The sequence below is a fragment of the Flagellimonas sp. CMM7 genome (assembly GCF_021390195.1).
Lineage (GTDB): Bacteria > Bacteroidota > Bacteroidia > Flavobacteriales > Flavobacteriaceae > Flagellimonas.
In genome coordinates this window covers 1,765,299-1,791,949 of record NZ_CP090003.1, presented here as the reverse complement: position 1 = coordinate 1,791,949, position 26,651 = coordinate 1,765,299, and the positions used below count along the sequence as shown (strand labels likewise).

Here is a 26,651-nt window from a genome sequence, read left to right as displayed (position 1 = left end):
GCATCCGTTTTATTATTTAGACTATTCTTTAACTTAAACTATTGGTATAGCATGCAACTGTACAATACATTAAGTGCAAAAGAAAGGGAAAAACTTATTGAGGAAGCCGGTAAAGAACGGCTTACCATCTCTTTCTACAAATATGCACATATAGCAAATCCTAGAATTTTCAGAAACCATCTATTTATCCATTGGGATGAATTAGAAGTGCTGGGCAGAATTTACGTGGCTCTTGAGGGGATCAATGCGCAACTGTCAGTTCCTGCAGAAAACTTTGAATCATTTAAAAAGCATTTGGATAGCATCACTTTTTTAGAAAATGTGCGCCTTAACATTGCGATAGAACAGGATAATAAATCATTTCTTAAGCTGAAGGTAAAGGTTCGTGAAAAAATAGTAGCGGATGGATTGAATGATAAAACCTTTGATGTCACAAACAAGGGAATCCATGTAGGGGCGAAAAGATTCAATGAACTAATTGAAGACCCAGAAACCGTTCTGGTAGATATGCGCAATCACTATGAAAGTGAAATAGGGCATTTTAAAAATGCGGTCACCCCAGATGTGGATACCTTCAGGGATTCCCTGGACATTATTGAAAAAGACCTTGCTGAACACAAGGAGGATAAAAAATTGGTCATGTACTGTACCGGTGGAATTCGATGTGAAAAGGCGAGTGCGTATTATAAACACAAGGGCTTCAAAAATGTGTACCAATTAGAAGGAGGTATTATCGAATACACGCGTCAGGTCAAAAACCAAGATTTGGAGAACAAATTCTTAGGAAAGAATTTTGTTTTTGACCATAGAAGAGGAGAGCGCATATCTGAAGACATTATCTCTAATTGTCATCAATGTGGAAAACCCTGTGATACCCATGTCAATTGTGCAAATGAGGCATGTCATCTGCTTTTTATACAATGTGAAGCATGTGCTGAAACTATGCAGGACTGTTGCTCCATAGATTGCAAGGAAACCCACTCTTTGCCATTTGAGGAACAAAAGGCATTGCGTAAAGGCAAAAAAGCAAGCAACAAAATTTTTAAAAAAGGGCGATCAGAAGTATTAAAGTATAAAAAGTAGCATTTCTCTTCTGAGACAATTTGTGCTATATTTACAACTAGTTATTTATGAACCCTTTTTTAAGGAAATGGTTATCATTTCTTTAAATCAAGATACAAAATATGGGATGTAGCAGTTGTTCAACCGGCAAGGATGGACAACCGCGTGGTTGCAAGAACAATGGTACTTGCGGCACTGATGGTTGTAATAAGCTAACAGTTTTTGATTGGCTTTCCAATATGTCGCTACCCAACGGTCAAAAACCTTTTGATTGTGTTGAGGTACGTTTCAAGAATAGTAGAAAAGAGTTTTTTAGAAATGCGGATAACCTCTCTTTGGCAATAGGGGATGTTGTGGCTACGCAAGCAAAGTCTGGACATGATGTTGGAATTGTAACGCTTACCGGAGAATTGGTAAAAGTGCAAATGAAAAAAAAGAAGGTTGCACCAGGCGATAATGAAATACCAAAGATTTATAGGAAAGCATCTCAAAGAGATATAGACATTTGGCAAAAATGCAGAGACAAAGAACCTGAAATTCAGAAAAGATCTAGAGAAATTGCTATTTCATTAAAACTTCAAATGAAGCTTAGCGATGTTGAATTTCAAGGAGATGGATCAAAAGCAACATTCTATTATACCGCTGAAGACCGTGTAGATTTTAGGCAATTGATAAAGGATATGGCAAAAGCCTTTAGTATCCGAATTGAAATGCGCCAGATAGGATATCGTCAAGAAGCTCAACGCCTGGGCGGGATAGGATCTTGTGGGAGGGAACTTTGCTGCTCTACTTGGCTAACAGATTTTAGGTCTGTAAGCACAGCCTCTGCCAGGTACCAACAACTTGCCCTAAACCCTCAAAAATTGGCCGGGCAATGTGGTAAATTAAAATGCTGTCTCAATTATGAGTTGGATATGTACCTTGAAGCGTTGAATGACTTTCCGCCTCAAGACAGCAAGATCATGACCAAAAAGGGGATAGCCTTTTGTCAAAAAGCGGATATTTTTAAAGAAACATTGTGGTTTTCTTATAAAGATGACCCAGCCACTTGGCATGCTTTGGGGAAAGACCATGTATTGGAAATTCTGGAAATCAACAAAAAGAATGAAAAGATTGCCAGCTTGGAAGAATACGCCCAAGACAATGTGAGCGAAGAAAAAATGGTCTTCGAAAATGTGGTAGGTCAAGATAGCCTTACCAGATTTGATAGGCCTAGAAAAAAGAAACGAAATAATAAAAAAAGAAGAAAAAATAAACCAAAAGCTTCTTCCAATGCACAATAAATTCCTCATTGTCTTGGTTTTCTCTTTATCCCTGGCTTCATGCAATAATAATCTGACCTTTTCAGATTACAAGGCAATGGAGAACGGATCATGGAGAATTGATAATCCAGTAAATTTTGAATTTTCAAATTTGGATTCCATTCAGACGCATAATATGTTCATCAACATTAGAAATGATAATACCTTCCAGTTCAATAATCTTTTTTTGATAACAGAATTGGAGTATCCCAATGGAAATACATTGAAAGACACTTTGGAGTTTAAGATGGCCGAGCCAAATGGCGAGTGGCTGGGGAAAGGGCTTGGGAGCATTAAGGAAAATAAATTATGGTTTCAAGAAAAAGTCGTTTTCAGTGATTCTGGCGTATATAGAGTAAGTATTTCCCATGCCATGCGCAAAAATGGAGATGTAGATGGTATTTATGTGTTGGATGGCATTACGGACGTTGGTTTAGAAATTGAAAAAAGCACTCAATAAGAACAATGACAAAGGCTAAGCAAAAGAAGCAAAAAGGTTTCTTTACATACATCAAGTGGTTTTGGATTCTTTTCGGATCTGGTTTATTCTTAATTATACTGATTTTTCTTTTGGCTTCATGGGGAGTGTTTGGTGAAATGCCCACTTTTGAGCGTTTGGAAAACCCACAGACCAATCTTGCCACAGAGTTTATTTCTTCAGATGGGGAAACATTAGGTAAGCTTTATCTAGATGACAATAGAACACCGGTTTCTTTTGAAAAGCTTCCGCAGAACCTGGTCAATGCACTTGTGGCTACAGAAGATGCACGTTATTATAATCATTCAGGGATTGATGCTAGGGGAACCATAAGGGCATTTGCCTATTTAGGTTCTAAAGGTGGCGCAAGTACTATTTCTCAGCAATTGGCCAGACAGCTATTTGTAGGAATACGGGCAAAAGACTGGACAAAGTATACCCAAAAAATAAAGGAATGGGTCATTGCCACTAGATTGGAACGCAATTATACCAAAGAAGAGATAATAGCCATGTATCTTAATATTTATGATTTTGGCTATGCGGCGGATGGGATACGTTCCGCTGCCAGAATTTATTTTGGAAAAGAGCCAACAGATTTAAAGATAGAAGAATCTGCAGTCCTTGTTGGGATGCTCAAAAATTCTTCGCTATACAACCCTTTAAGAAGGGAAGAACTGGTTTTTAACCGAAGAAATACGGTCCTATCTCAAATGGCCAAGTATGATTACATTTCTGAAAAAGAGAAAGATTCGCTTCAGCAACTTAAAATGAATATCAATTTTAATCCGGAGTCTCATAGGGAAGGACTGGCCACCTATTTTAGAATGTATATGCAACGCTGGTTGAACAAATGGGTAAAGGAAAACCCAAAGCCAGACGGAGAAAACTACAATATCTACTTGGATGGATTAAAAATCTATACAACAATTGATTCCAGAATGCAGCAGAATGCTGAGAATGCTGTCCAAGCACATATGAAAAATCTACAAGCCGAGTTTTTTCATCAGAATACCCCAGATAGAAACCGTACAGCACCTTTTCTTGATTTAACCAAAGGTGCAATAGATACCATTATGAGCAGTGCAATGAAGAGCTCAGATAGATGGAGAATCATGACCAAAGCGGGTAAAACAGAAAAAGAAATAAGGGAGTCATTTGAAAAGGAAACTGAAATGACGGTATTTGATTGGAACAGCGATTCCTTTGAAAAAGATACTATAATGACCCCCATGGACTCCATTAGGTATTATAAAACGTTTTTAAGAACAGCCATGATGTCCATGGAACCTCAAACAGGTCATGTAAAAGCATGGGTGGGAGGTGTTGACTACAAGCATTTCCAATACGATAATGTAATCCAAGGAGCCAGACAAGCGGGTTCAACCTTTAAACCTTTTGCATATGCTGCGGCTATTGATCAGCTGCGGTATTCTCCATGCGATTCCCTTCCTGACAACCAATACTGCATAGAGCCCTTAAAACATGGAAACATGGAAGCTTGGTGTCCAAAGAATTCAGATGGAAAATACTCTGGGGAGAATTTAACATTGAAGAATGCATTGGCCAACTCTGTGAACACGGTTACAGCTCAATTAATAGATAAAGTTGGGCCTAGTTCTGTGGTGGCAATTGCAAAAAGTATGGGATTCACCCGAGAGATTCTAGAAGTTCCTTCCATAGCATTGGGAACAGTAGATGTCAATGTTTATGAAATGGTTGGGGCATATGGAACTTTTGCAAACCAAGGAGTTTATGTAAAGCCGGTTATGGTAACACGAATAGAGGACAAGAATGGCGCTGTACTCTATGAATATGTGCCCAAAACAAAAGATGTTTTAAGTAAAGATGTTGCCTATGCCATGGTAAATTTAATGGAAGGAGTAACCCAATATGGTTCTGGAGGTAGGTTAAGACATTCTTTTGCCAAAAACCAGGACGTATACAAAGAAGTTATTACAGGATACCCATATGAATTGACCAATCCCATTGCTGGTAAAACAGGTACTACACAAAACCAAAGTGATGGTTGGTTCATGGGAATGGTGCCCAATTTGGTAACAGGTGTTTGGGTAGGCGGAGAAAACAGGTCCATTCACTTTAAAAGACTTGCCTACGGCCAGGGAGCGTCAATGGCGTTACCCATATGGGCTATGTATATGAAACAAAATTATGAAAACGAAGAACTGGGAGTTTCCAAAGACGCTTTTGAAAAACCAGAAAATATGTCGATTAACGTAGACTGTACAAAAGTGCTCAAGGATCTTCAAGACGATTTGGATACTGAGGACGATTTAGAAGATGTCGGATTTTAATCTTCAATCATATTAAAAACTTTGCCCCAAGATGCATTTATATCTTGGGGCTTTTTTATTTAAATCGTAATTTCAATCCATTAGAAAAGATAAGAACAGATGATTAAAAAAACAGTTCCGAATGTAGAAGGTGCACTTAAAGGAGTGGCCGATGGGATGACATTTATGTTAGGCGGTTTTGGACTATGTGGAATTCCGGAAAATGCAATTGCAGCATTGGTGAAGTTGGGGATAAATGATATTACCTGTATTTCTAACAATGCAGGAGTTGATGATTTTGGACTAGGCTTATTATTACAAAAACATCAGATAAAAAAAATGATTTCATCCTACGTAGGTGAAAATGATGAATTTGAAAGGCAGATGTTGAGTGGTGAGTTGGAGGTTGAATTGACTCCGCAGGGAACGCTTGCAGAAAAATGTAGAGCTGCACAAGCTGGCTTCCCCGCTTTTTATACTCCAGCAGGCTATGGAACCGAAGTAGCTGAAGGAAAAGAAACTAGGGAGTTTGATGGGAAAATGCATGTGTTAGAACCAGCATTTAAAGCAGATTTTTCATTTGTAAAGGCATGGAAAGGCGATGAGGCAGGGAATCTTATATTTAAGGGAACCGCACGCAATTTTAATCCTTGTATGTGCGGTGCGGCAAAGATTACCGTTGCAGAGGTAGAAGAACTTTTACCGGCAGGAAGCTTAGATCCCAATGAAATACATGTACCAGGAATATTTGTACAGCGTATTTTTCAAGGCACCAATTATGAAAAAAGAATAGAACAAAGAACCGTTAGGCAAAAAGGATAGATATGTTGGATAAAAACGGAATAGCAAAGCGAATTGCAAAGGAAGTCAAAGACGGATATTATGTGAACTTGGGTATTGGCATCCCCACCTTGGTTGCGAATTTTGTTCGGGATGATATCAGTGTAGAGTTTCAAAGCGAGAACGGCGTGCTTGGGATGGGCCCTTTCCCTTTTGAAGGAGAAGAAGATGCAGATGTCATAAATGCGGGAAAACAGACGATAACGACCCTTCCGGGAGCTTCTTTTTTTGATTCTGCAATGAGTTTTGGTATGATAAGGGGAAAACATGTGGACTTGACCATTTTGGGAGCAATGGAAGTTGCTGAAAATGGGGACATTGCCAATTGGAAGATTCCAGGTAAAATGGTCAAAGGAATGGGTGGGGCCATGGATCTTGTTGCTTCTGCTGAAAATATTATAGTTGCCATGATGCACACCAACAAGGCTGGAATATCCAAACTGTTGAAAAAATGTACGCTTCCCTTAACGGGGGTTGGTTGTGTAAAAAAAATAGTGACCAATCTAGCTGTTATGGAAGTTACAACAGAAGGTTTCAAACTATTGGAAAGAGCCCCTGGAGTTGCTGTGGATACCATTATAAAAGCAACAGATGGTAAACTACTGGTGGAAGGAGAAATACCTGAAATGGAGGTATAGTAAATACCGATTAGTTTGTTTACCACAAGATTGGATTATTTCACAACATTTTTTTGTTTTTGGTAGTACGTCGATGTTATATTTGCTTTTATCGATTTTTTTACCCAAATTAACACCATAAAAATTTACATCATGGCACCCAAATTAAACCAAACATCTATGGAAGACAGTATTCAAGTCTACCGAAACGATTTCTTTACAGGATTTATGCTATTGATCAAAAAGCTTTTCATGCTTTAAGAACAATCAAATCACAAAAAACTTGAGAGTCAACTAATATGTTGGCTCTTTTTTTTGCCGTATTTTTAAGTTAGAAACGAACATGGATGAACTTGACTTTTCGTAGGTGTACAAATTTGGATTTAGAAGAATTGGTTGATATTTCCAGAGAGACTTTTGCAGCTGCTTTTGAACAGGCTAACGACCCAGAAGATTTTAAGAGGTATATGGATTTTGCCTTCAACAATGAGAAGTTGCTATCAGAACTGGAAAATGAAAACTCTAGATTTTACTTTGTGTTTGAGAAAGATGAATTGGTAGGATATTTTAAGTTAAATAAGAACGAAGCACAAACAGATATAAAGGATAAGCACTCTTTTGAATTGGAACGCATTTATGTAGTAGGGGCGCATCAAGGAAAAAAAATTGGAGCATGGGTATTACAGCAAGTTTTGGAGCTTACCCAAAAAGAAGGCAAGGATTATCTATGGCTTGGAGTGTGGGAAAAAAATACCGCTGCCATTAGATTTTATCAAAAACATGGCTTTAAAAAATTTGATACACATCCCTACTACATAGGAAAAGATAAGCAAACAGATTGGCTCCTTAGACTAGACTTTTAGAAGACTGTTCAGAAATAGAATGTCACCTTCGGCCTGTAACTTAAAAGCAATGGCATTTTCAAAAGCGGCATGAATCAATAGCGAAATTGCCTTGGCATTGGCCTTGGTTAAGCTGTTAGTTCTATACACTACATCTCTAATAGTGGAAAAACTAATGTTACTTCTTATGGCAATATTGGCAAAATCGTTTTTTGAGACATTCCTCCGCAGAACTATAGAGAGTCTTTCGCTGATTGGTTTCCCATAATCTTCATTTAAAAAAATGTCATCGCTATTGATAACAAGGTCAAAATGTTTGATTGAACCCATAACAATTGTATATGTACTTATTGATTAATGAATCGTGGTCGAATTCAATTTTCTATATTTGATTGTAATTGAATTACAGAAATGAGGTTTTTTATTGCATAAAACACGATATACGCAATAATATTACACAATATAGCAATAATATGTACATCATAAAACAATTAAGGCGCAAAAAAAACATCAGCCAATCAGATTTGGCCAGAGAGATTGGTGTTAGCCTGCGCACAATACAGCTTTATGAAAGAAAGGATGCTAATATTCCAATTAAAAACCTCACCAAAATTTCGGAGTACTTTGGAAAGAGCATTGCAGAATTGTATTTGCATGAGGTAAATGATTTAGAAGGGACCTATGTGAAAAGGCAACCTTTTACAAAACACGGAAGTGTTTTTTACCCTTTGGAGTATGGAAAATACCTGATTATGGCACCATTGGTGCTAATGGAGAAACAAAAGGAATATATTAAAGACCTTGCTGTTGACGATTCGGGTAAAAATACATTTCAAACTGGGTTTATTGTAGACTTTTTGCATGAAGAAGCACATAGGGCTTTTGAAATTGCAGGAGATTCAATGAATGACAATAGTATTGCTGCAATCCCCAACAAAGCAATTGTTTTAGGTTTAAGACTCAATGCAGACTTGCTTGCCAAAGAGGATGGTATGGTATTTAATAAATCTTATGTATTGGTTTGTAGGGATAGAATTATTTGTAAATGGATTACAGGTTTCAACAAGAAAAAGAACACCATTTATTGTCAAAACCTGAACAAATCTCCAGAGTACCAAGATTTTGAATTGCCTTTTAAAGATGTTTTACAAGTCTATAAAGTAATTAAAAAGCAACTTTAACACTTAATCACGAATTGGAAAACTCCTTAAATTCGGTTTAGAATTTCTGCTGCTTCATCCAGAACATCCTTGGTCTTTGCAAAACAAAAACGAAGTTGCTTATTATCAAGATTATTCAAATTAAACACTGAAACGGGAATGCTCGCCAATTTATAGTCTTTGATCAACCTTTCCGCAAATTCAGTGTCCCCTTCAGTGGTAATATCAGAATAGTCCAATATTTGAAAGTGGGTTCCAGATGAGGGAATCATTTTAAAACGTGAACTGCTGATAGCGTTTAAAAAATAATCTCGCTTTTCCTGATAGAATGGTCCAAGGTTAAGATAATGCTCCGGAGTTTCTAAATATTTTGCCAATGCTTCTTGAGTGGGATGGTTTACGCAGAACACATTAAATTGATGCACCTTTTGAAACTCGGTCATCAAAGTCTTAGGAGCAACGCAGTAGCCAATTTTCCAACCGGTTACATGAAATGTTTTTCCAAAAGAAGAACAAATAATGCTCCGTGACGCTAGTTCGGGATATTTGGCAACGCTCTCATGTTCCTTGCCATCAAAAACAATATGCTCATACACCTCGTCACTCAGTAAAATAATATTGGTGTCCTTAAGGATTTTCTGGAGCTGAAGCATATCATTTTTAGACCAAATGGTTCCAGCAGGATTATGGGGAGTATTTATGATGACCATTTTAGTTTTAGAGCAAATGGCAGCCTTAAACGTATCCCAGTTTATGGTATAATCTAAACCTTCCAACTGAACAGGAACCGTTTTACCACCGAAAACTTCAATTGCTGGTTCATAACAATCATAAGCCGGTTTTAGAACAATGACCTCGTCACCAGGTCTTACAAAGGCAGAGATGGCTGTAAAAATAGCTTGCGTTGCTCCAGACGTAACGGTTATTTCAGATTCTGGGTGATATGTTTTTTTGTATAAATTTTCAATTTTCCCTGAAATTATGGTACGTAAAGAAACTGAACCCTGCATAGGTGCGTATTGGTTGTAACCGCCTTTTAAAGCATCATCAACCAATTGCAGAAGTTTTGGATCCGCACCAAAATTTGGATACCCCTGAGACAGATTTACGGCATTGTTTTCGTTTGCCAATTTACCAGTAGCGGTAAATATGTTTGTGCCCACATTGGGTAATTTGGAATCAATTTTGATCATTTTATATGGTATTTCTCTAGTGAAATCAATACTTTTTGTAAGCAGGCATCTAGGTTCTTTTTTACATCAGTTTCCCAAAAACGAAAAATGGTAAAACCAAGATTTTCCAAAGCTGCATTCACTTCTTTATCTCGTTGAATATTACGTTCAATTTTTGGGATCCAGAATTCGCGATTGGTCTTTATTTTTTCTTTTCGCTGCTTCCAATTATGGCCATGCCAGAATTCCCCATCTATAAAAATGATCGTCTTGTATTTATTTAAAACGATATCTGGTTTCCCGATCAATTTTTTATAATCAATACGGTAACGGTATCCAGCTGCCCATAAAGCTTTTCTGAAAGCAAGTTCTGGTTTGGTGTTTTTGCCCCTGATCTTACTCATGATTTTTGAACGCTGTGGAGTAGTGTAAAATCCAGATTCCTCATTAAATCGAGGAACTTTGATGCGTTCTTCTGAGTATTTTTTAGGCATGTTTGAAGATAACAAAAAACCCAAACTCCTATATCAGGAATTTGGGCCTTTAGTTTTTATTTAGGAAGTGGTTTATCCCTTTACACTTGCAGAAAGATACTCACGATTCATACGTGCAATGTTCTCTAAAGAAATCCCTTTGGGACATTCAATTTCGCAAGCTCCTGTATTGGTGCAGTTTCCAAAACCTTCCAAATCCATTTGGCGAACCATGTTTTGAACACGCTCTGCAGCTTCTACTTGACCTTGCGGCAGTAGGGCAAATTGAGAGACTTTGGCTGAGGTAAACAACATGGCACTTGCATTTTTACAAGCGGCAACACAAGCTCCGCAACCAATGCATGTAGCTGCATCCATTGCTGTATCCGCTATATGTTTTTCAATGGGGATTGCGTTGGCATCCACAGGTCTTCCAGAGGTATTCACAGAAATGTAACCGCCTGATTGTTGAATCCTATCAAAAGCACTGCGATCAACAATTAAATCTTTAATAACAGGAAACGCTTTTGCCCTCCATGGTTCAATTACAATTTCATCACCGTCATTAAAGCTACGCATGTGCAATTGGCATACGGTAATCATGGTATCTGGCCCATGAGGTCTGCCGTTTATTTGTAATGAACACGTACCGCAAATACCTTCACGGCAATCATGGTCAAATTCAATAGGTTCTTCTCCTTTGGAAATCAATTCTTCATTTAAAATGTCCAACATTTCCAAAAAGGACATATCACTTTCCACACCGTCCAAGGTATAATCCACCATTTGACCCTTAGCAGAAGCATCTTTTTGTCTCCAAATCTTTAAGTATAATTTCATAGCTTTTATTTGTAAGAACGTGTTTTTAGTTTGATGTTTTCATAGACCAAATCTTCCTTGTGCAGTTTTGCCGTACTTGGTTCTCCCATGTATTCCCAAGCAGAGACAAATTTGAAGTTTTCATCATCCCGCAATGCTTCTCCTTCTGGAGTTTGGTATTCTTCTCTAAAGTGTCCGCCGCAAGATTCCTTGCGTTCTAAAGCATCTTTTGCAAAAAGTTCTCCTAACTCTAAGAAGTCAGCAACCCTTCCTGCTTTTTCAAGCTCCTGGTTTTTGCTATCTGGCCTCCCCGGAATTTTTACATTTTCCCAGAAGTCTTTTCGTAACTCAGCAATCTCCTTTATAGCCTCTTTCAATTCTTTTTCATTACGGGACATTCCACATTTGTTCCACATGATTTTACCCAATTTCTTGTGATAATAATCTACGGAATGGATTCCTGTCCCAGACATTAGCTTCTCCATTCGATCGCGTACATCTTTTTCTGCGGCATCAAACTCTGGCGAATCTGTAGGAATAGCACCTGTTCTAATATCATCGGATAAATAATCCCCAATGGTATATGGCAATACAAAATAACCATCCGCCAAGCCCTGCATTAGTGCAGAAGCACCCAAACGGTTGGCTCCATGGTCACTAAAATTAGCTTCACCGGCAGCATAGCAGCCAGGAATTGTGGTTTGAAGGTTATAATCTACCCAAAGACCACCCATGGTATAATGTACCGCCGGATAAATCATCATAGGAGTTTTGTATGGGTTTGCATCCACTATTTTTTCGTACATCTGAAAAAGGTTACCATACTTGGCTTCAACGATTTTCTCCCCGAGTTCTCTAATAGTATTGTCGTCAGGATCTTTCATACCAGAAGTCAATGCTTTCTCTTTTCCATAACGCATAATTGCCGAAGCGAAATCCAAGAATACGGCTTCACCAGTTTTGTTTACTCCAAAACCAGCATCACACCTTTCTTTTGCTGCTCTGGAGGCAACATCTCGCGGCACTAGGTTTCCAAAAGCAGGATAACGTCTTTCCAGATAATAATCCCTTTCTTCTTCGCTTAATTGAACAGGTTTTAATTTACCTTCCCTAATTGCTATAGCGTCCTCTTTTCGTTTTGGAACCCAAATACGACCATCATTTCGCAAGGATTCTGACATCAATGTTAATTTGGATTGATGATCTCCTGAAACTGGGATACATGTTGGGTGAATTTGAGTAAAACATGGATTGGCAAAGAAAGCACCTCTTCGGTGTGCTCGCCAAGCTGCCATTACATTGGCCCCCATTGCATAGGTGGATAGGAAAAATAGATTTCCGTAACCCCCGGTGGCCAAAACCACAGCATGTGCCGAATGTCTTTCAATTTCTCCTGTGACCAAGTTTCTTGCAATGATTCCTCTTGCTTTCCCATCCACAAGAACCAAATCCAACATCTCATGACGTGTATAGGATTTTATTTTACCCCTTTGAATTTGTCTGTTCATAGCGCCATAGGCACCTAAAAGTAATTGTTGCCCGGTTTGGCCCTTAGCGTAGAAAGTTCTAGAAACCAAAACCCCACCAAAAGAACGGTTGTCCAGCAGACCACCATATTCCCGCGCAAAAGGAACACCTTGAGCAACGCATTGATCAATAATATTGGTAGAAACTTCAGCCAAACGATACACATTGGATTCACGGGAACGGTAATCCCCTCCTTTTACGGTATCATAAAACAAACGATAGACACTGTCGCCATCACCTTGATAATTTTTAGCTGCATTAACGCCTCCTTGTGCAGCAATGGAATGTGCTCTTCTTGGGGAATCTTGATAGCAAAAGGTTTTTACATTATAACCCAATTCGGCTAAAGTGGCTGCCGCAGAACCTCCTGCCAGACCTGTTCCAACAATGATAATATCAATATTACGTTTGTTTGCAGGGTTAACAAGGTCAATTTCATTTTTATGTTTGGTCCACTTATCGGCCAATGGCCCTTGTGGCTCTTTAGAATCCAATATGCCCATAATTAATGTGTTATTGGGTTAAGGTGGTGATAAAGGGCAATGAATGCAAAGCCCAAAGGAATTACCACTGAAAATATTTTAGCGAATGCCTTTATCGCTGGAGTGTATTTATTATTGACCCCCATGGTCTGAAAAGAAGATGAAAAGCCGTGCCATAGGTGTAACGTCAATAAAAAAAATGATACTATGTAAATAATGGTTCTCCAAAAAGGCGCAAACTTTTCTACAGTTTCGGCATGATAACGAGAAGGGTCCTGAGGTAAGAATTCCACATATTTATATGTCATTTCATGTACCCAGAAGTCATAAAAGTGAAGGAATAAGAAAGCCAATACGACCAGTCCGGAATAAATCATGTTTCTAGATACCCAAGGAGCATTAGCGCTTCCTTTGTACTTTACATAGTTGATGCCTCTTGCTTTTTTGTTCTGAATTTCTAGAACAAAACCCATAACAAAATGAATAATTACACCGGCAATTAAAATCGGTTGCAGAACAAATTGTACTAGTGGGTTATACCCCATAAAGTGGGACCAAGAGTTAAAGATTTCTGGGTCTATGACCGAGGTAATGTTGATGACAAAGTGTTGTGTAAGAAAAAATACTAGAAAAAGGCCCGAAAGTGCCATCACTACTTTACGGGCAATCGAAGATTTTATCAATCCACTCATTAGTGCTGGTTTTACTTACAAATTTACGGCACAAGTAAGTTTTTAACAAGCTTTGAATATTTTAAAAGGTTCTATTTAGAATGAATATAAGGATAAATGGATTTTGTGGAATGAGCAGACACATTTATTGGCAAAATAAGGTATATACATAAACAAAAAGCCCAAAAAGTGGGCCTTTTGTTTAAAGTTACAGAGGGGGAAAACAAGCAATTTACTCTTCAATGCCAAAAAATTCCATGATTTCTTGGTAAGACATTTTAGAATAATCGGGTATCTCCTGTTTTGAGGCTTTGCTTCCAATAACAATTGTGGTGCCGCCAGCTGGTTGCCCACCGGGAATAAGGATATAGCGATAATCTTCAATAACCCGAGATCCTACTGCAGCTCCATTCAAGGATGAAATGGTAAGTCGGATATTTTCAGGACTATTGACCCTAAAGCCATGATTATCATTACTTATAATCTGTGGCAAAGGAAAAATTTCATTTGAGGGAAGCACTATATTTCTTCCATAAACCAAAACCGTTCCTTGGTCAATGATTTCTTGGGTGAGGCCAGGAGCATCAAGGTCAATACCAGCCGCCGGGTCGGTTATATTGGCATCAAACTCAGAATCAATCCAATCGGAATAGATTACATTGGCAGTGCCTGTGTCTCCTTGGTCACCTTGCTCTCCGTCAGCGCCATCAGCGCCATCAGCGCCGTCAGCACCATCCGCTCCTGCTGTTCCTTGTTCACCTTGTGGACCTGCCGGTCCAATGGGACCTGTTGCTCCGTCTTCTGCCGAGCATGATGCTATTAACAATCCAAGTACTGCCACATGGATTAGAATTCTGATTTTTCTTGTTTTCATAATAAACATTTATTGTTAAGTCATCGAATTTAAAATGGTTTGGAAACAGAAACTTAGATGAGTATGATAGTATGTGTCAACCAATTTATTTGTGCGTACTTTTATTGTATAACCGGAGCATATAACGATTTAAAACCCCATTCTGCAGCTTATACGCATAAGCAACCATTTGTACATCAATTTTGGTCATTGATAACAATACCAAATCAAATGAGTGTGACAGCATGTATTTTGAATCAAAATCTATGATATGATGAGAGCAATCGTAGTGGATGATGAAATTGCTGCTATTAATAGCCTTACTTGGGAGTTGCGTAAATTTTCAGATACCTTAACCGTTGTAGAAACATTTACTTCTGCCAAAGAAGCCCTTTCAGGAATTAATTACCTGAAACCTGATTGTGTTTTTTTGGATATTGAAATGCCAGAGATGAATGGGTTTGCCTTACTCCAGAAATTGGATTATCGCAATTTTGCAGTTGTTATTACCACAGCATACAATCAATATGCTATTCAGGCCATAAAGGAAAGCGCGTTGGATTATTTGCTAAAACCTATTGATGGTGATGAGATCAAAGCGGTAGTTGAAAAATTGAAGAAGACAAATGAGGCCGATAACTTTCAAGTTCATTTTCAGGAAACAATTGATGCACTTTCCAAGGCAAGTGCTCCCCAAATGTTGCAGATTCCTGTTAATGGTAAAATTTTATTTATACGCGCAAATGATATTATATACTGTGAGTCTGACGGCAATTATTCAAAAATACATCTTGAATCATCAGAAAGTCTTTATGTTTCTAAAAAACTCAAGGAGTTGGAAGATATGCTGACAAATTCAACCTTTTTCAGGGTACATAACTCATATATAATACATACATTGAAAGTCACAGAATTCCTTAGGACAGAAAATTATGTAGTGCTCTCAAACAAGAAAAAAATACCAGTATCCCGTCTTAAGAAAGAAGCCTTTCTGAATAAAATGTCGCTCTAATAAACATGAAGGAGACAACAGGCTTTCTTAACCTTTTGGAGAATAGTAATCAAAATGGCTTCGGCTTTTTGGTGGTTACAGTGCTGTTCTATCTTTTTGTTTTTTTCCTAATTCAGTTTTTTCAACATAAAAAACGGTTTTACCTGCTCTACAGTTTGTACGCACTAATTAATGGAGTGGGTCTTCTTAAATATATTGATGGCGTTTTTTTTTCAAGTTATTTTGATTCTGCTACAGGCAAAAACTTTGTTGTTTGGTCTCACTACCCATCTCAGCTTTTTGGGACCATGCTTTTTACCTACTTCATTTTGGAGATTATGCAAATTAAAAAGGGATACCCGAAAGCTGTAAAAATCATCAACTATTACTTTTTGACTTTATCCATAATCTACTTGAGCTTATGGATTGTCTTTGCAATAGATAGAGGCTCATTTTTGATAGATTATTTTCATGCATTTGTTTTTATACCTGTCGGTTATTTGGTGTTTTTTTGGGTGCTTTATATGGTTTTTAAACAAAAAGTTGCCATTAAATGGTACATCTTGACGGGCATGCTTGTTTTGGCAATTACGTATTTTATCATTTTCTTTTATTCCTTTCAAAACCTAAGCGCAAATAACCAGACCTTGTATGTTTTCTACATTGGCATTTTAATAGAGAGTCTGCTTTTTGCGTTGGCCATTGGGTTGGAACAAAAAGTTGTTTACAAAGAAAAGGCGGTAGTACAGGAAAAATATATAAAACAACTGGAGGAAAACCACGCAATAAAAGAAAGTATCAATAGGACGCTTTCTGATGAATTGACCCAGACCCGTTTTGAGATGGAAGATATTACCGCAGAAGCGCAACGGGAACGAACAGAAAAGTTGACCATGAAATTTGAAAACAAGTTCTCTCAGCTTAGGTTGGATGCCATACGAAGTCAAATGAGCCCTCATTTTATTTTCAATGCACTCAATTCAATCAAGTCATATTTTATTGAAAACAATCGGGACAAGGCTATTTTTTACTTGACCAAGTTTTCAAAATTGATCAGAAGTATTCTGGAAAGCTCTAGAAAGGAACAGATTTCACTGGCAGAAGAGTTGGATATTCTCAAGATGTATGTTGAGATTGAAAGTGACCGATTTAAAAATGATATTGAATTTACAATAGTCATAGACGAATCCATAGCCACAGAAAAGGTTTTGGTTCCAGCCCTTTTTCTACAACCATTTGTGGAAAATGCTATTTGGCATGGCCTTTCCACCAAACAGGGAAAGAAACTATTGAGCCTTAAGATTGAAAGGGATAAAGCTCATGAAACCGTAAAAATCAAAATAGAGGATAATGGTGTTGGCAGAAAGGTGACCCGAGAACGAAATGCAGAGAACCCATTTAAAAAAGAATCTCTAGGGCTTACTTTGGTAAGGGACAGGCTAGATTTATTTTCTAAAAAATTTGGAAAGACATATCAATACACCATTCAAGATTTGATTAGTACTAGCACAAAGAAGCCCACAGGAACTTTGGTGTTAATTCAACTTCCAGAAACAGTTGCAACATAGTACTTGCGAGTTTGAATAAGTTCTTTTTGCTGATTTTAAAGTAATTACCTGTAAGGCATATTACAATTTTTACCGATATTGAAGGCTAGTTTAAAAATTGCTAAACCAATCCTGTGGACATTGCCATCTTATCCGTAAGTCTTAATGTACATTCAACAAGCAGAATAGCAGAAGAAGCCCAAGCGGCCGGTCATTATGTAGAATTAATTGACCATACAAAATGCTCTGTTAAGTTAGGCGATGGAAAACCTCAGATTTATTTGGGAGATGAAAATGTAACGAATGAGTTTGATGCCATTATTCCTAGAATAGGAGCTAAGGTAACCAGACATGGAGCTGCTATAGTGAAGCAGTTTGAAATGAACAATGTTTTTAGTACGGCCCGTTCTTTGGGGATAACTCGGGCAAGGAACAAAGTACGCACACTTCAGATTATGGCAAGAAAGGGGATTCCCATTCCAGATACAGTGTTTTCCATAAACCCTGATAATATTGAAGAACAAATAAAACTGTTGGGGGGGCTCCTGTTATTATCAAGCTACAGGAAGGTACCCAAGGCTTAGGGGTGATTTTGGCCGAAAGCAAGAAATCGGCAAAATCCATAATAGATACCTTTTATAAAATGGACACCAGTATTTTGCTTCAGCAATACATAGAAGAAGCCAATGGGGAGGATATTCGAATAATCGTCGTTGGAAACAAAGTGGTTGCCAGCATGAAGCGCACAAGCGATTTGGATGATTTTAGATCCAACGTACATCGCGGAGCAGATACAGTGGCCATAAAGCCAACGGCAAAAGAACAGTTTATTGCTTTAAATGCCACTAAGTATTTGGGTTTAGGTGTAGCAGGTGTAGACTTAATGCGTTCCAAAAGAGGACCAGTTTTAATTGAAGTAAATGCTTCTCCCGGTCTAAAGGGGGTTGAGGCTGCTACTGGAATTAATGTAGCTAAACATATAATTCAATTTGTTGAAAAAAATGCCCACAGAAGTAGAAAATAAAACGATAGTTATAAATGGTGATGCAATTTTGCCAGGCCAAAACAAATTGGTTCAGATTAATATTGCTCGCCTACCAACGGGCACCTTAATTGATATTCCTGTACATGTGTTCAATGGGAAAAAAGCTGGCCCTACAATTTTGGTACAGGCAGGACTCCATGGCGATGAAATAAACGGAGTGGAAACACTGCGCAGGTTACTTCAGGACAATCAGTTTAAAATAAAAAAAGGAGCAGTTATCGTTGTTCCCATCTTAAATGTATTTGGATTTATCCATTTTTCCAGAGATGTGCCAGATGGCAAAGATGTAAATAGAAGCTTTCCAGGAAGTAGGACAGGATCACTGGCAAGTAGGATTGCGTATCACTATACCAATGAAATTCTACCCCAAATAGACTTCGGTATTGATTTGCATACTGGAGGAGGACTACGTCATAATTTCCCTCAAATTAGGTATACATTGGAAGATCAGCAGAGCAAAGACTTGGCGTTATTGTTTAATGCTCCTTTTCATTTTTCTTCTAGATTGATAGGAGGTTCTTTTAGAAAAGCTGCTTTTAAGATGGGGAAACCAATTATTGTTTATGAAGCAGGGGAGAGTATGCGTTTTGATGAACAATCCATAGAAATTGGAATTCGAGGTGTAAAAAATATTTTGATCGGGTTGGAAATGCTTTCAGGAAAAGCACCAAAGAAAGCTTCAATTCAGTTTGATTCAACTAGATGGATCCGTGCATCTAGAGCAGGAATGTTTATTCCTAAGGTAAAAAACGGCAGTCCTATTTTAAAAGGACAAATATTGGGAGCTATTACAGATACCTATGCCAAAAAAAGCAAAAAAATAAAAGCCCCTTTTGATGGATTTGTGTTTTGTATAAATAATCAGGCTGTAGTAAATCAAGGAGATGCCCTATTTCATATAGGGAAATAAAATCCGCTAAACCAATTGCTTTTGCTTCTCAATTTTTGCAAGGCTCCACTCAACGGCTTCTTCCAAATCTGAAAACTGCTTAATGGAATTTTGAAAGAACATACGCTCAAGCACAAGGCTTGCAAAACTACCTTTTGTGTCCCCCACAACAGAATAAAAACTAAGTTGATGTCGATGCTTATAGAACTTTGCCCAATCCGAAGGCACTACGTAATACTTGTTAATACGATTAGAGATGTAAGCAAGGGGTTTGTCCTCTCCAAAAATTTCATGGGCGGCAGCAACAGCTTTTTGGGCCATATTCCAATTCATAGTGACCCCTTCTTTCATTTCAGAAATGACCAATCCTTCGAAGTAATAGAAAATTCCAAATTCAAATTCCCTTATCTCCCTTATGTTTTTAAAAAAGTCTAAATCCGTCACACGCTTCATAGCAACGGTAAAGATATTAATAATCTTGATTTTTTCTTGCAAGGAAAAGCTTTCGAACTACAGTAAAGTTCCTGAGTTTTTGTACTATAATACTTATTTTTTAATATTAATTCTCCATATTCTTTAACTGAATGCCCAATGCCTTGGTGGACAATTGTACTTCTATAAGTGATAAAAGTAAAGAGATGATCAATTCGATAAGACTGGCGCCAAAGATGATATTGGCCCAGATATTCTGCTCCACATATATGAGAAACATTGTAATTACAGCCAGCAGAAAACTAATTATGGCAGTGGCTTGCATGTTTTTAATAATGCTCAGTCTTTTGCGCAATTGCTCTATTTGTTTTTTCACCGGCTGGGTCGCATCGTCTGCATATTGTTTGTGTAATTGCCGAATTAGTGCGGCAATGGCCAAATAGCGCGCGTTGTAAGCCAACATGGTCAATGAAATGGCCGGAAACAAAAGCGCTGGAATGCTGAGTGACAATTGCATTTACTCTATTTTAAATTCAATTTTTTCAACCTTACCATTTACAGAGATTTCTACCACGTAGCTTCCTTTTGGAAGGTAGGTCTTTCCATTTTTGGCCTCGGTAAGCTTCATTTTGTTCTTCTTTAGAAAATTACTTTTTCCTTTCTTGGAAAATGCCAGATCATAGGAAAGGACGTTTAAACCTTTGCTTACATCCATCTCTGTTGAACTTACTTCCGTACCGTTAGCTGTAAGTACTTTGGCAGTGCATGTACCTGGTGCCGCACAATAAAAGTTCACATCCAATCCGGGGGTATCTGGCGTTATCCAAGAACTCCATGAGTTACCCCAGCTTTTCGAATGTTTTATGTCTTCAACACCAAAAACCACCAAATCTTTGGAGAGTACTTCGTGGTTTATTTGCTGTAATGCCGCAATATCTGCTTTGTAAATACTGCGTCCGTGCGTGCCAATAAGCAAATGCTTTGCTTCTGGCTGAATTACCAGATCATGCACTGCCACATTTGGCATGCCGTTTTGGAACAACTCCCATGTATCTCCACGATTGAAGCTTACATAAAGACCATTATCCGTTCCTACAAATAAAAGGTCTTCGTTTTCTGAATCCTCTACTAAAGCATTTACTGGAGAAGCTGGAATATTACCAGAAATGTTTTTCCAGCTTTTCCCATAATTGTCGCTTACAAATACATACGGGGCAAAATCATCCCAACGATATCCGTTCAAGGTAGCATATACCCGTTCCTTTTTATGTTTGGATGCAGCAACTTCACTCACCCATAAATTTTTAGGGAAAGAGGAAGAGATATTTTCCCAACTTCCACCACCGTTTTTGGAAACTTGAACCAAACCGTCGTCACTACCTGTATAGATCAAACCAAATTTGAATGTGGATTCTGAAATAGTTGCTATGGTACCGTATGCAACATTACCTTTTTTACCTCCTTGTGTTAAGTCTTCAGAAATGGCCTCCCAATCATCACCTTGGTTTAAAGAACGATGTAACTTGTTTCCTCCCAAATAAAGAATGTCTTGATTGTGCGGGGACAATAAGATTGGTGTTTGCCAATTGAATCGATATGGAGATTCGCCCAACTCATGTTTGGGCTGAATGTATTTTCGTTTGTTATTTTCCAAATCCAAACGATAATAGTTTCCAAATTGAAAACCAGTATACACGATATTGGCATTTCTATTATCAATCTGTACCTGCATACCATCACCGCCCATGATCATCTTCCATGGGTTTTCTCCGGTTTGGTGCCAATGGCTATCCTGTTTGTTATTATGTGCGCCTTTCCAAACACCATTATCCTGTAGACCGCCATATACATTATAAGGTTTTTCATTATCCACATTTATGGCATAGAACTGAGCCACGGTAGGTGAGTTGTTTTTCATCCAATGTTGACCATCATTATACGAAATATTTAAGCCACCATCATTCCCGTTTATAAGATGACCTGGCATTTTTGGATTGACCCAAAGAGCGTGATGATCCGCATGCACATTTTCCTTTCCAATGGAGGTGTATGTATTTCCACCATCCTCAGATTTAATCAAGGGAACCCCTGCCAAATAAATACGATTCTTGTTGCTTGGGTCAACTCTTATTTGAGCAAAATAATAACCATAACTATAGAACAGATCATTTATAAAATTTTCATTCATCTTTTTCCAAGTGGCTCCAGCGTCATCACTTCTGTATACTTCGGCACCTACAACTGGGGTGTCAAATAAAAGGGAATTGGCATTTTCTAAATACTTGGCAAGATCAACTGGTTTTACTGCACCACTACGCACCATTTGTTTTACGTTCTCTGCTCTGTACTTTTCTTGAAAGCCATTGGTCTTCAAATAATCATTGAGTTTTTTAACATCCAAAGCCAGGAAAGCTTCCTTGTCCATAGTTTTAAAATCATCTTTGATAAGCTCATCTTTCTTCTCTGTTGCTTTTTTCTCTCTTCTAAACTGACTGTCATGCACGGCATAAACCGTATTATCGTCAAAAACAGCAAGTCCAATTCTACCAACTCCTTCTCCTGTGGGGAACCCACTTTCTGGAGTTGTAACCAAAGACCAGTTGCTACCTCCATCTACACTTTTATAAATTCCAGATGCAGCGCCATTACCTTCAAAGTTCCAAGCTTTACGGTCTTTTTGCCAGGCCGCCGCATATTGTATGTTGAAATTATTTGGTGCAAAGGCCATATCAATAATACCGGTAGCGTCATTTATAAACAAAGTTTTGTTCCAGGTTTTTCCACCATCAGAAGTTTTATAGACACCTCTTTCTTGGTTGGAAGAGTACAAGTGGCCAGTTACTCCTACCACAACCTCGTTGACATTATTTGGGTTGATTAAAATTCTGCCAATATGATGGGAATCATGCAAGCCCATATTTTGCCAGGTCTTTCCATTGTCCGTGGATTTTAACATTCCAATTCCCGCGTACGAAGAACGCGAAGAATTGTTTTCTCCTGTTCCAACCCAAATGGTCCCCGTTGTCCAATCCACAGCAATATCTCCTATGTTTTGGGTATCGGAACTATCTAAAACTGGTGTAAATGAAATTCCGTTGGTTGCGGTATGCCATAATCCGCCAGATGCGTAGGCCACATAGAATTCGGTGGGGTTGGTTGGGTTAACATCCAAATCTACCACACGACCGCTCATTACAGAAGGCCCAATATTTTTTAAAAGGATGTTTTTGACCAATGAAGTTTCGGCCATTTTAGCTTTTTGTTCCAACGCTTCCATAACTTTTTCAACAGAAGTTGAAGATTGTTGGGCAAGGATTGCCTGAAGAGGTAAAATCAAGCAAAAAAACAGAAGTTTTTTCATCAAAATTGGGTTTTAATTCTTTGGTCAAGGTATGAATAAGAAATTGCTGGCACAAACTGTCAAAATGGAATTTATGGCCTGAAATAATTGATAAAATCAAAATTTAAAAGCTTCATTTTTGTCAAATCCATTAAAAAAATGTTTATTTATTGCTAATTAACCATTAAACTATAAATTATGGAAGAGTATTTACCGTTGATTATTCAACTAATTTCTGGTGCCGCTGGCGGAAATCTAGCTGCAAAATTATTGCCCAAGTTAAATTTAGGAACATTGGGCAATTCAATTTCTGGAATCCTCGGTGGGGGATTGGGAGGATATTTGCTAGGAATGCTTGGTTTGGGAACTGATGGCGGAATGGATGTTTCTGGAATCCTTGGAAGTGTTGCTGGTGGAGGTGTTGGCGGTGGCATTATTATGGCAATTATTGGTGCCATAAAGAATGCGATGTCCAAATAAGTACATAAAAAAAGTATTCAAGGAGCCTTTATGGCTCCTTTTTTGTTTGTGGCCCACAACCAAATTTCTACATTTGGAAAAACAACGGCACATAATGAAGTACCATCAAATTAAAAATGAGCTTTTTATAAAAAACCGCAGAAAATTCATGGCCCAAATGAAGCCAAAGAGTATTGCGGTATTCAATTCCAACGATATTTATCCTGTTAGTGCTGATAGCACCATGCCTTTTGAACAGCACCGCGATATTTTTTATTTAAGCGGAGCAGATCAAGAAGAGACCATTTTGGTTTTGTTTCCTGATGCAATGGACAAAAAGCATAGGGAAGTTTTATTTGTAAGGGAGACCAATGAACATATTGCGGTTTGGGAAGGAGCCAAATTGACCAAGGAAAAAGCGACAGCGATTTCAGGAATTGAAACTATTTATTGGCTTTCTGATTTTGACAAGGTATTTTTTGATTTGATGACGGAATCAGATACCATTTATTTTAATACCAACGAGCATTACCGTCAGGCGGTAGAAACTCAAACTAGGGAAGATCGTTTTATAGAACGATGTAAAAAAGAATTTCCTGCCCATCAATGGGCAAAGAGCAACCCCATTTTACAACAAATACGAGGGGTAAAAGAACCAGAGGAAATTGCATTGATGCAACAAGCCTGTGATATTACGGAAAAAGGATTCCGAAGGATTTTACAATTTACCAAGCCGGGAGTGTGGGAGTATGAAATGGAAGCAGAATACCTACACGAGTTTATACGAAACCGTTCCAAAGGATTTGCCTATACCCCAATTATAGCCGCTGGAGATAATGCGAATGTGTTACATTATATAGAGAACAACTTGCAGGTACAAGATGGAGATTTAATTTTGATGGACGTTGCAGCGGAATATGCCAATTACTCTAGTGACATGACACGGACCATTCCTGCAAACGGAAAATTTACTGATAGACAGAAAGCGGTTTATAACGCGGTGCTCAGGGTAAAAAATGAAGCGACCAAAATGCTGGTCCCTGGAACCATTTGGGCAGAATACCATAAAGAAGTTGGCAAAATTATGACCTCAGAATTATTGGGTCTTGGATTGTTGGACAAAGCTGATGTACAGAACGAGGATAAGAATTGGCCTGCTTATAAAAAATACTTTATGCACGGCACCAGCCATCATATTGGATTGGACACCCACGATTATGGGGAACTAAAAATGCCAATGAAACCTAATATGGTCTTTACGGTAGAGCCTGGTATTTACATTCCAAAGGAAAAAATGGGTATCCGTCTAGAAGATGATGTGGTCATCCAAGAAACAGGAGAACCTTTTAATTTGATGAAAAACATTCCCATTGAAGTTGAAGAAATTGAAGAATTGATGCAGGCATAAGCTTAGAGGCGTTTTGCACTGAATAAAATGAATGTGAGAAATGTACTTTTAGTATGAAATGGATAGCCTTTATAGTAACGCAACAGCCCAATATTGAGGAAAAAATAAAAGAGGCTCCAGATAGTGGCTATGAGATAGGGGTTGTTATTGGGTCGTATCTGCCTTTTGTAGTACTGATTGGAATTGCTTATGCTATTTACTACCATAATAAAAAGAAGAGGGGTTCTTGATTTGTGACTCTAAATCCTTTTCTCTTCTTGGGTTACTTATGCAAGCTCCCTTTTTTGTTGTAAAATATAATGGGAAGACATTGAAAGACGTAAAACTATATGACATCAAATAAAATTATTATTACCTCGGTAGTCATTTATGTCATCGTACTGGTTATTATGTATATAGACTTCTCAAATCAACAATTTACCGGGAGTGATGCCGCAGGAAATGGAATGGCAAAAGGGCTGACCTTTTTTTATGGTCTGGGAATATTACTTTTAATTGCAGTTGTTCTTACCATTGTAAACGCCTTTTTTTTCAAGGGTATTACCTCCACTTGGGTTAAATTTCTTTTTTTCGTCCCTATAACGCTGCCATTGTTAATACTTGCTGTTACATTTTTTGAAATAGGAACGCCCAGGCAAGTAAGTATAGAAAAACAAGCACATAGGCTAACATTTGAAATTAGAACAGCGGAAAGCTTAAAAGGTGGAACCTTTTCATTCAGAAGCTCCAAGGGAGGATCACATAGTAAGATAAGGAATGAAAAAGTAGAAGGAGGTTTATATGTGTATGAAAACAGGAATGCTATTTTTTATGAGGATGGAAGAAAGTTTTACATCAGATCTAATGGATATGAGACACCTGAACATTATTTAGAGATTCCGTATAAACCCCAGATTGTTCCTTTTACAAATTGGGAGGTTCTCAATGGAATAAACAATGAAACTCAAGACACCATTAAACTTGAGTTTAGATATAAAATTACCAAGTAACAGGTTGAAAATTAAAACCACCCCATTTGATATTCCCACAAGGAAATTCTTTTTTCTTAAGTATAGGTCCTACCTCAGTCTGCCTTGTCAAATGTAAATTGGGCTTGGCTTTTTGGCGAGTTCAAACCATCAATCTTTCTTTGATTTTAAACTTAAATTCAGCTAACTTCACTTATCGGTCGCTAAAGAATCATTAAAACGATTTTTAGCTTAATGTTGTGGTGCATATAAGAAAAGTGAAAAACTTCAATAAAATATCAATTTTGATTCTGCTGTTTGCAGGAGTAGTTTCTTGTAAAAACTCAGAACAAAAAAATCAGCAAGTAATTCCAAAGGAATTCGGACTTTTGGATGGGCAAAGCGACAGTTTGAGTGTAGAGTTACAACCAGCCAATTTCAAAACATGGGAGGATTTAATCAAACGGACTGAGGAGATTGCCTGTAATGATAGCTTACCAAAAATAACCTTGAAAAAGGACAAAGAAGTCAAAATAGTCTATTTGCAAAATCCTTGTTGGGACAATTTTGGTTGTATCTTAATAAAACGAAAGAATACACTAGAAATAGTAAATGACTCAATAACAAAGACACGTTCTTCATTTTCACCAATTGACAGTTTAGAAAAGACTTTACGCAAAGACCTTGAAAACAAGGGACGAAATCCAATTTTGGCCGACAGCCCAAAAAAATACTTAATTCAAATCTCTTATGTCGAAAATGGACCTGCCAAATTACCCTTGACATTGGACATTTTGACTAACTCATATTCAAGAGTCACCAATGAGCACAAGGAATTAAAAATATGGCTGAATCCCTATGAAGAATACATCGTTCCTCCACCTCCTCCACCTCCCCCAACGGAGATGGAAATAGAAATAATGGAATAAATACGCACCACAACACGGTGTATAATTGATTGCAGGAGGACATTTTCTGCTGAAAAATCCGCAACTAATCATACAC

28 protein-coding genes are annotated in these 26,651 nt (G+C 37.9%); 18 read left to right on the top strand and 10 right to left on the bottom strand.

Annotation, left to right across the window (positions count from 1 at the left end; all coding sequences use genetic code 11):
* Window positions 1-51: 51 nt before the first annotated feature.
* The 7 genes from LV704_RS08215 (at window position 52) to LV704_RS08185 (ending at window position 7,452) form a co-directional block, all read left to right on the top strand.
* Window positions 52-1,083, top strand: coding sequence for a rhodanese-related sulfurtransferase (locus LV704_RS08215; RefSeq protein ID WP_163420847.1), 1,032 nt, complete (start codon window positions 52-54; stop codon window positions 1,081-1,083).
* A gap of 101 nt (window positions 1,084-1,184) precedes the next feature.
* Complete coding sequence (locus LV704_RS08210; protein ID WP_163420848.1) at window positions 1,185-2,345, top strand: regulatory iron-sulfur-containing complex subunit RicT; 1,161 nt, start codon at window positions 1,185-1,187, stop codon at window positions 2,343-2,345.
* Complete coding sequence (locus LV704_RS08205; RefSeq protein WP_163420849.1) at window positions 2,335-2,823, top strand: gliding motility lipoprotein GldH; 489 nt, start codon at window positions 2,335-2,337, stop codon at window positions 2,821-2,823. The genes LV704_RS08210 and LV704_RS08205 overlap by 11 nt, the downstream gene beginning before the upstream one ends.
* A 5-nt stretch (window positions 2,824-2,828) precedes the next feature.
* Window positions 2,829-5,153 carry a transglycosylase domain-containing protein gene (locus LV704_RS08200; RefSeq protein WP_163420850.1) on the top strand — a complete coding sequence of 775 codons (2,325 nt, stop codon included), beginning with the start codon at window positions 2,829-2,831 and terminating at the stop codon, window positions 5,151-5,153.
* A 99-nt stretch (window positions 5,154-5,252) separates the two neighbouring features.
* The gene (locus LV704_RS08195) at window positions 5,253-5,954 is read left to right on the top strand and encodes a CoA transferase subunit A (protein ID WP_163420851.1); all 702 of its coding nucleotides are present in this window, start codon (window positions 5,253-5,255) and stop codon (window positions 5,952-5,954) included.
* 2 nt (window positions 5,955-5,956) lie between these two features.
* Window positions 5,957-6,610 (top strand): 3-oxoacid CoA-transferase subunit B, encoded by a 654-nt coding sequence (locus tag LV704_RS08190; protein WP_163420852.1) that lies wholly within the window; start codon window positions 5,957-5,959, stop codon window positions 6,608-6,610.
* A 326-nt stretch (window positions 6,611-6,936) separates the two neighbouring features.
* Window positions 6,937-7,452 carry a GNAT family N-acetyltransferase gene (locus tag LV704_RS08185; RefSeq protein WP_163420853.1) on the top strand — a complete coding sequence of 172 codons (516 nt, stop codon included), beginning with the start codon at window positions 6,937-6,939 and terminating at the stop codon, window positions 7,450-7,452.
* Here the strand turns inward: LV704_RS08185 and LV704_RS08180 are convergent.
* The gene (locus LV704_RS08180) at window positions 7,441-7,761 is read right to left on the bottom strand and encodes a hypothetical protein (RefSeq protein ID WP_163420854.1); all 321 of its coding nucleotides are present in this window, start codon (window positions 7,759-7,761) and stop codon (window positions 7,441-7,443) included. The two genes, LV704_RS08185 and LV704_RS08180, sit on opposite strands and share 12 nt — an antisense overlap.
* 143 nt (window positions 7,762-7,904) lie before the next feature.
* On the opposite strand from LV704_RS08180, the gene LV704_RS08175 reads away from it, so the two are divergent.
* A complete protein-coding gene (locus tag LV704_RS08175; protein ID WP_163420855.1) occupies window positions 7,905-8,612 on the top strand; it encodes a helix-turn-helix transcriptional regulator in 708 nt (235 codons plus the stop codon).
* A 26-nt stretch (window positions 8,613-8,638) separates the two neighbouring features.
* Here LV704_RS08175 and LV704_RS08170 read toward each other — a convergent pair whose 3' ends face one another.
* The 6 genes from LV704_RS08170 to LV704_RS20005 all read right to left on the bottom strand — a co-directional run bounded on the left by LV704_RS08170 (window position 8,639) and on the right by LV704_RS20005 (window position 14,609).
* Entirely contained in the window at window positions 8,639-9,781 is a 1,143-nt protein-coding gene (locus tag LV704_RS08170) for a methionine aminotransferase (RefSeq protein ID WP_163421843.1), read from the bottom strand.
* Window positions 9,781-10,257: a very short patch repair endonuclease gene (locus LV704_RS08165; RefSeq protein ID WP_163420856.1), complete on the bottom strand. Its 477-nt coding sequence runs from the start codon at window positions 10,255-10,257 to the stop codon at window positions 9,781-9,783. The genes LV704_RS08170 and LV704_RS08165 overlap by 1 nt, the downstream gene beginning before the upstream one ends.
* 72 nt (window positions 10,258-10,329) lie before the next feature.
* The gene (locus tag LV704_RS08160; RefSeq protein WP_163420857.1) at window positions 10,330-11,076 is read right to left on the bottom strand and encodes a succinate dehydrogenase/fumarate reductase iron-sulfur subunit; all 747 of its coding nucleotides are present in this window, start codon (window positions 11,074-11,076) and stop codon (window positions 10,330-10,332) included.
* Window positions 11,077-11,081: 5 nt separating this feature from the next.
* Window positions 11,082-13,085, bottom strand: a complete 2,004-nt coding sequence (locus tag LV704_RS08155; RefSeq protein ID WP_163420858.1) for a fumarate reductase/succinate dehydrogenase flavoprotein subunit — start codon at window positions 13,083-13,085, stop codon at window positions 11,082-11,084.
* A 2-nt stretch (window positions 13,086-13,087) separates the two neighbouring features.
* A complete protein-coding gene (locus LV704_RS08150; protein ID WP_163420859.1) occupies window positions 13,088-13,756 on the bottom strand; it encodes a succinate dehydrogenase cytochrome b subunit in 669 nt (222 codons plus the stop codon).
* A 211-nt stretch (window positions 13,757-13,967) separates the two neighbouring features.
* Window positions 13,968-14,609 (bottom strand): hypothetical protein, encoded by a 642-nt coding sequence (locus tag LV704_RS20005; RefSeq protein ID WP_262887833.1) that lies wholly within the window; start codon window positions 14,607-14,609, stop codon window positions 13,968-13,970.
* 250 nt (window positions 14,610-14,859) lie between these two features.
* Between LV704_RS20005 and LV704_RS08140 the strand changes: the two genes are divergently transcribed.
* From LV704_RS08140 to LV704_RS08120, 5 genes are all read left to right on the top strand, one after another.
* A complete protein-coding gene (locus LV704_RS08140) occupies window positions 14,860-15,600 on the top strand; it encodes a LytTR family DNA-binding domain-containing protein (protein ID WP_163420861.1) in 741 nt (246 codons plus the stop codon).
* Window positions 15,601-15,605: 5 nt separating this feature from the next.
* Window positions 15,606-17,147, top strand: coding sequence for a sensor histidine kinase (locus LV704_RS08135; RefSeq protein WP_163420862.1), 1,542 nt, complete (start codon window positions 15,606-15,608; stop codon window positions 17,145-17,147).
* 113 nt (window positions 17,148-17,260) lie between these two features.
* Entirely contained in the window at window positions 17,261-17,710 is a 450-nt protein-coding gene (locus LV704_RS08130; protein WP_233782175.1) for a hypothetical protein, read from the top strand.
* A gap of 2 nt (window positions 17,711-17,712) precedes the next feature.
* Window positions 17,713-18,150, top strand: a complete 438-nt coding sequence (locus LV704_RS08125) for an ATP-grasp domain-containing protein (RefSeq protein ID WP_233782174.1) — start codon at window positions 17,713-17,715, stop codon at window positions 18,148-18,150.
* A complete protein-coding gene (locus LV704_RS08120) occupies window positions 18,128-19,081 on the top strand; it encodes a succinylglutamate desuccinylase/aspartoacylase family protein (RefSeq protein WP_163420864.1) in 954 nt (317 codons plus the stop codon). Before LV704_RS08125 ends, LV704_RS08120 begins: the two co-directional genes overlap by 23 nt.
* Before the next feature lie 6 nt (window positions 19,082-19,087).
* Here LV704_RS08120 and LV704_RS08115 read toward each other — a convergent pair whose 3' ends face one another.
* From LV704_RS08115 to LV704_RS08105, 3 genes are all read right to left on the bottom strand, one after another.
* Window positions 19,088-19,555, bottom strand: coding sequence for a hypothetical protein (locus LV704_RS08115; RefSeq protein ID WP_233782173.1), 468 nt, complete (start codon window positions 19,553-19,555; stop codon window positions 19,088-19,090).
* Between the two features lie 64 nt (window positions 19,556-19,619).
* The gene (locus LV704_RS08110; RefSeq protein ID WP_163420865.1) at window positions 19,620-20,009 is read right to left on the bottom strand and encodes a DUF2721 domain-containing protein; all 390 of its coding nucleotides are present in this window, start codon (window positions 20,007-20,009) and stop codon (window positions 19,620-19,622) included.
* Window positions 20,010-22,853, bottom strand: coding sequence for a glycosyl hydrolase (locus tag LV704_RS08105; RefSeq protein WP_163420866.1), 2,844 nt, complete (start codon window positions 22,851-22,853; stop codon window positions 20,010-20,012).
* A 177-nt stretch (window positions 22,854-23,030) separates the two neighbouring features.
* Between LV704_RS08105 and LV704_RS08100 the strand changes: the two genes are divergently transcribed.
* From LV704_RS08100 to LV704_RS08080, 5 genes are all read left to right on the top strand, one after another.
* Complete coding sequence (locus LV704_RS08100; protein ID WP_163420867.1) at window positions 23,031-23,312, top strand: hypothetical protein; 282 nt, start codon at window positions 23,031-23,033, stop codon at window positions 23,310-23,312.
* A 94-nt stretch (window positions 23,313-23,406) separates the two neighbouring features.
* Complete coding sequence (locus LV704_RS08095) at window positions 23,407-24,699, top strand: aminopeptidase P family protein (RefSeq protein WP_163420868.1); 1,293 nt, start codon at window positions 23,407-23,409, stop codon at window positions 24,697-24,699.
* Window positions 24,700-24,752: 53 nt separating this feature from the next.
* Window positions 24,753-24,929 carry a DUF4448 domain-containing protein gene (locus LV704_RS08090; protein ID WP_163419781.1) on the top strand — a complete coding sequence of 59 codons (177 nt, stop codon included), beginning with the start codon at window positions 24,753-24,755 and terminating at the stop codon, window positions 24,927-24,929.
* Between the two features lie 99 nt (window positions 24,930-25,028).
* Window positions 25,029-25,688 carry a hypothetical protein gene (locus LV704_RS08085; protein WP_163420869.1) on the top strand — a complete coding sequence of 220 codons (660 nt, stop codon included), beginning with the start codon at window positions 25,029-25,031 and terminating at the stop codon, window positions 25,686-25,688.
* 263 nt (window positions 25,689-25,951) lie between these two features.
* Entirely contained in the window at window positions 25,952-26,575 is a 624-nt protein-coding gene (locus LV704_RS08080; RefSeq protein WP_163420870.1) for a hypothetical protein, read from the top strand.
* The last annotated feature ends 76 nt before the right edge of the window (window positions 26,576-26,651 follow it).

Coding starts and splice junctions, on each gene's coding strand:
- LV704_RS08215 (WP_163420847.1), top strand. CDS start 52: ATGCAACTGTACAATACATTAAGTGCAAAAGAAAGGGAAAAACTTATT.
- LV704_RS08210 (WP_163420848.1), top strand. CDS start 1,185: ATGGGATGTAGCAGTTGTTCAACCGGCAAGGATGGACAACCGCGTGGT.
- LV704_RS08205 (WP_163420849.1), top strand. CDS start 2,335: ATGCACAATAAATTCCTCATTGTCTTGGTTTTCTCTTTATCCCTGGCT.
- LV704_RS08200 (WP_163420850.1), top strand. CDS start 2,829: ATGACAAAGGCTAAGCAAAAGAAGCAAAAAGGTTTCTTTACATACATC.
- LV704_RS08195 (WP_163420851.1), top strand. CDS start 5,253: ATGATTAAAAAAACAGTTCCGAATGTAGAAGGTGCACTTAAAGGAGTG.
- LV704_RS08190 (WP_163420852.1), top strand. CDS start 5,957: ATGTTGGATAAAAACGGAATAGCAAAGCGAATTGCAAAGGAAGTCAAA.
- LV704_RS08185 (WP_163420853.1), top strand. CDS start 6,937: ATGAACTTGACTTTTCGTAGGTGTACAAATTTGGATTTAGAAGAATTG.
- LV704_RS08180 (WP_163420854.1), bottom strand. CDS start 7,761: ATGGGTTCAATCAAACATTTTGACCTTGTTATCAATAGCGATGACATT.
- LV704_RS08175 (WP_163420855.1), top strand. CDS start 7,905: ATGTACATCATAAAACAATTAAGGCGCAAAAAAAACATCAGCCAATCA.
- LV704_RS08165 (WP_163420856.1), bottom strand. CDS start 10,257: ATGCCTAAAAAATACTCAGAAGAACGCATCAAAGTTCCTCGATTTAAT.
- LV704_RS08160 (WP_163420857.1), bottom strand. CDS start 11,076: ATGAAATTATACTTAAAGATTTGGAGACAAAAAGATGCTTCTGCTAAG.
- LV704_RS08155 (WP_163420858.1), bottom strand. CDS start 13,085: ATGGGCATATTGGATTCTAAAGAGCCACAAGGGCCATTGGCCGATAAG.
- LV704_RS08150 (WP_163420859.1), bottom strand. CDS start 13,756: ATGAGTGGATTGATAAAATCTTCGATTGCCCGTAAAGTAGTGATGGCA.
- LV704_RS20005 (WP_262887833.1), bottom strand. CDS start 14,609: ATGAAAACAAGAAAAATCAGAATTCTAATCCATGTGGCAGTACTTGGA.
- LV704_RS08140 (WP_163420861.1), top strand. CDS start 14,860: ATGATGAGAGCAATCGTAGTGGATGATGAAATTGCTGCTATTAATAGC.
- LV704_RS08135 (WP_163420862.1), top strand. CDS start 15,606: ATGAAGGAGACAACAGGCTTTCTTAACCTTTTGGAGAATAGTAATCAA.
- LV704_RS08120 (WP_163420864.1), top strand. CDS start 18,128: ATGCCCACAGAAGTAGAAAATAAAACGATAGTTATAAATGGTGATGCA.
- LV704_RS08110 (WP_163420865.1), bottom strand. CDS start 20,009: ATGCAATTGTCACTCAGCATTCCAGCGCTTTTGTTTCCGGCCATTTCA.
- LV704_RS08105 (WP_163420866.1), bottom strand. CDS start 22,853: ATGAAAAAACTTCTGTTTTTTTGCTTGATTTTACCTCTTCAGGCAATC.
- LV704_RS08100 (WP_163420867.1), top strand. CDS start 23,031: ATGGAAGAGTATTTACCGTTGATTATTCAACTAATTTCTGGTGCCGCT.
- LV704_RS08095 (WP_163420868.1), top strand. CDS start 23,407: ATGAAGTACCATCAAATTAAAAATGAGCTTTTTATAAAAAACCGCAGA.
- LV704_RS08090 (WP_163419781.1), top strand. CDS start 24,753: ATGAAATGGATAGCCTTTATAGTAACGCAACAGCCCAATATTGAGGAA.
- LV704_RS08085 (WP_163420869.1), top strand. CDS start 25,029: ATGACATCAAATAAAATTATTATTACCTCGGTAGTCATTTATGTCATC.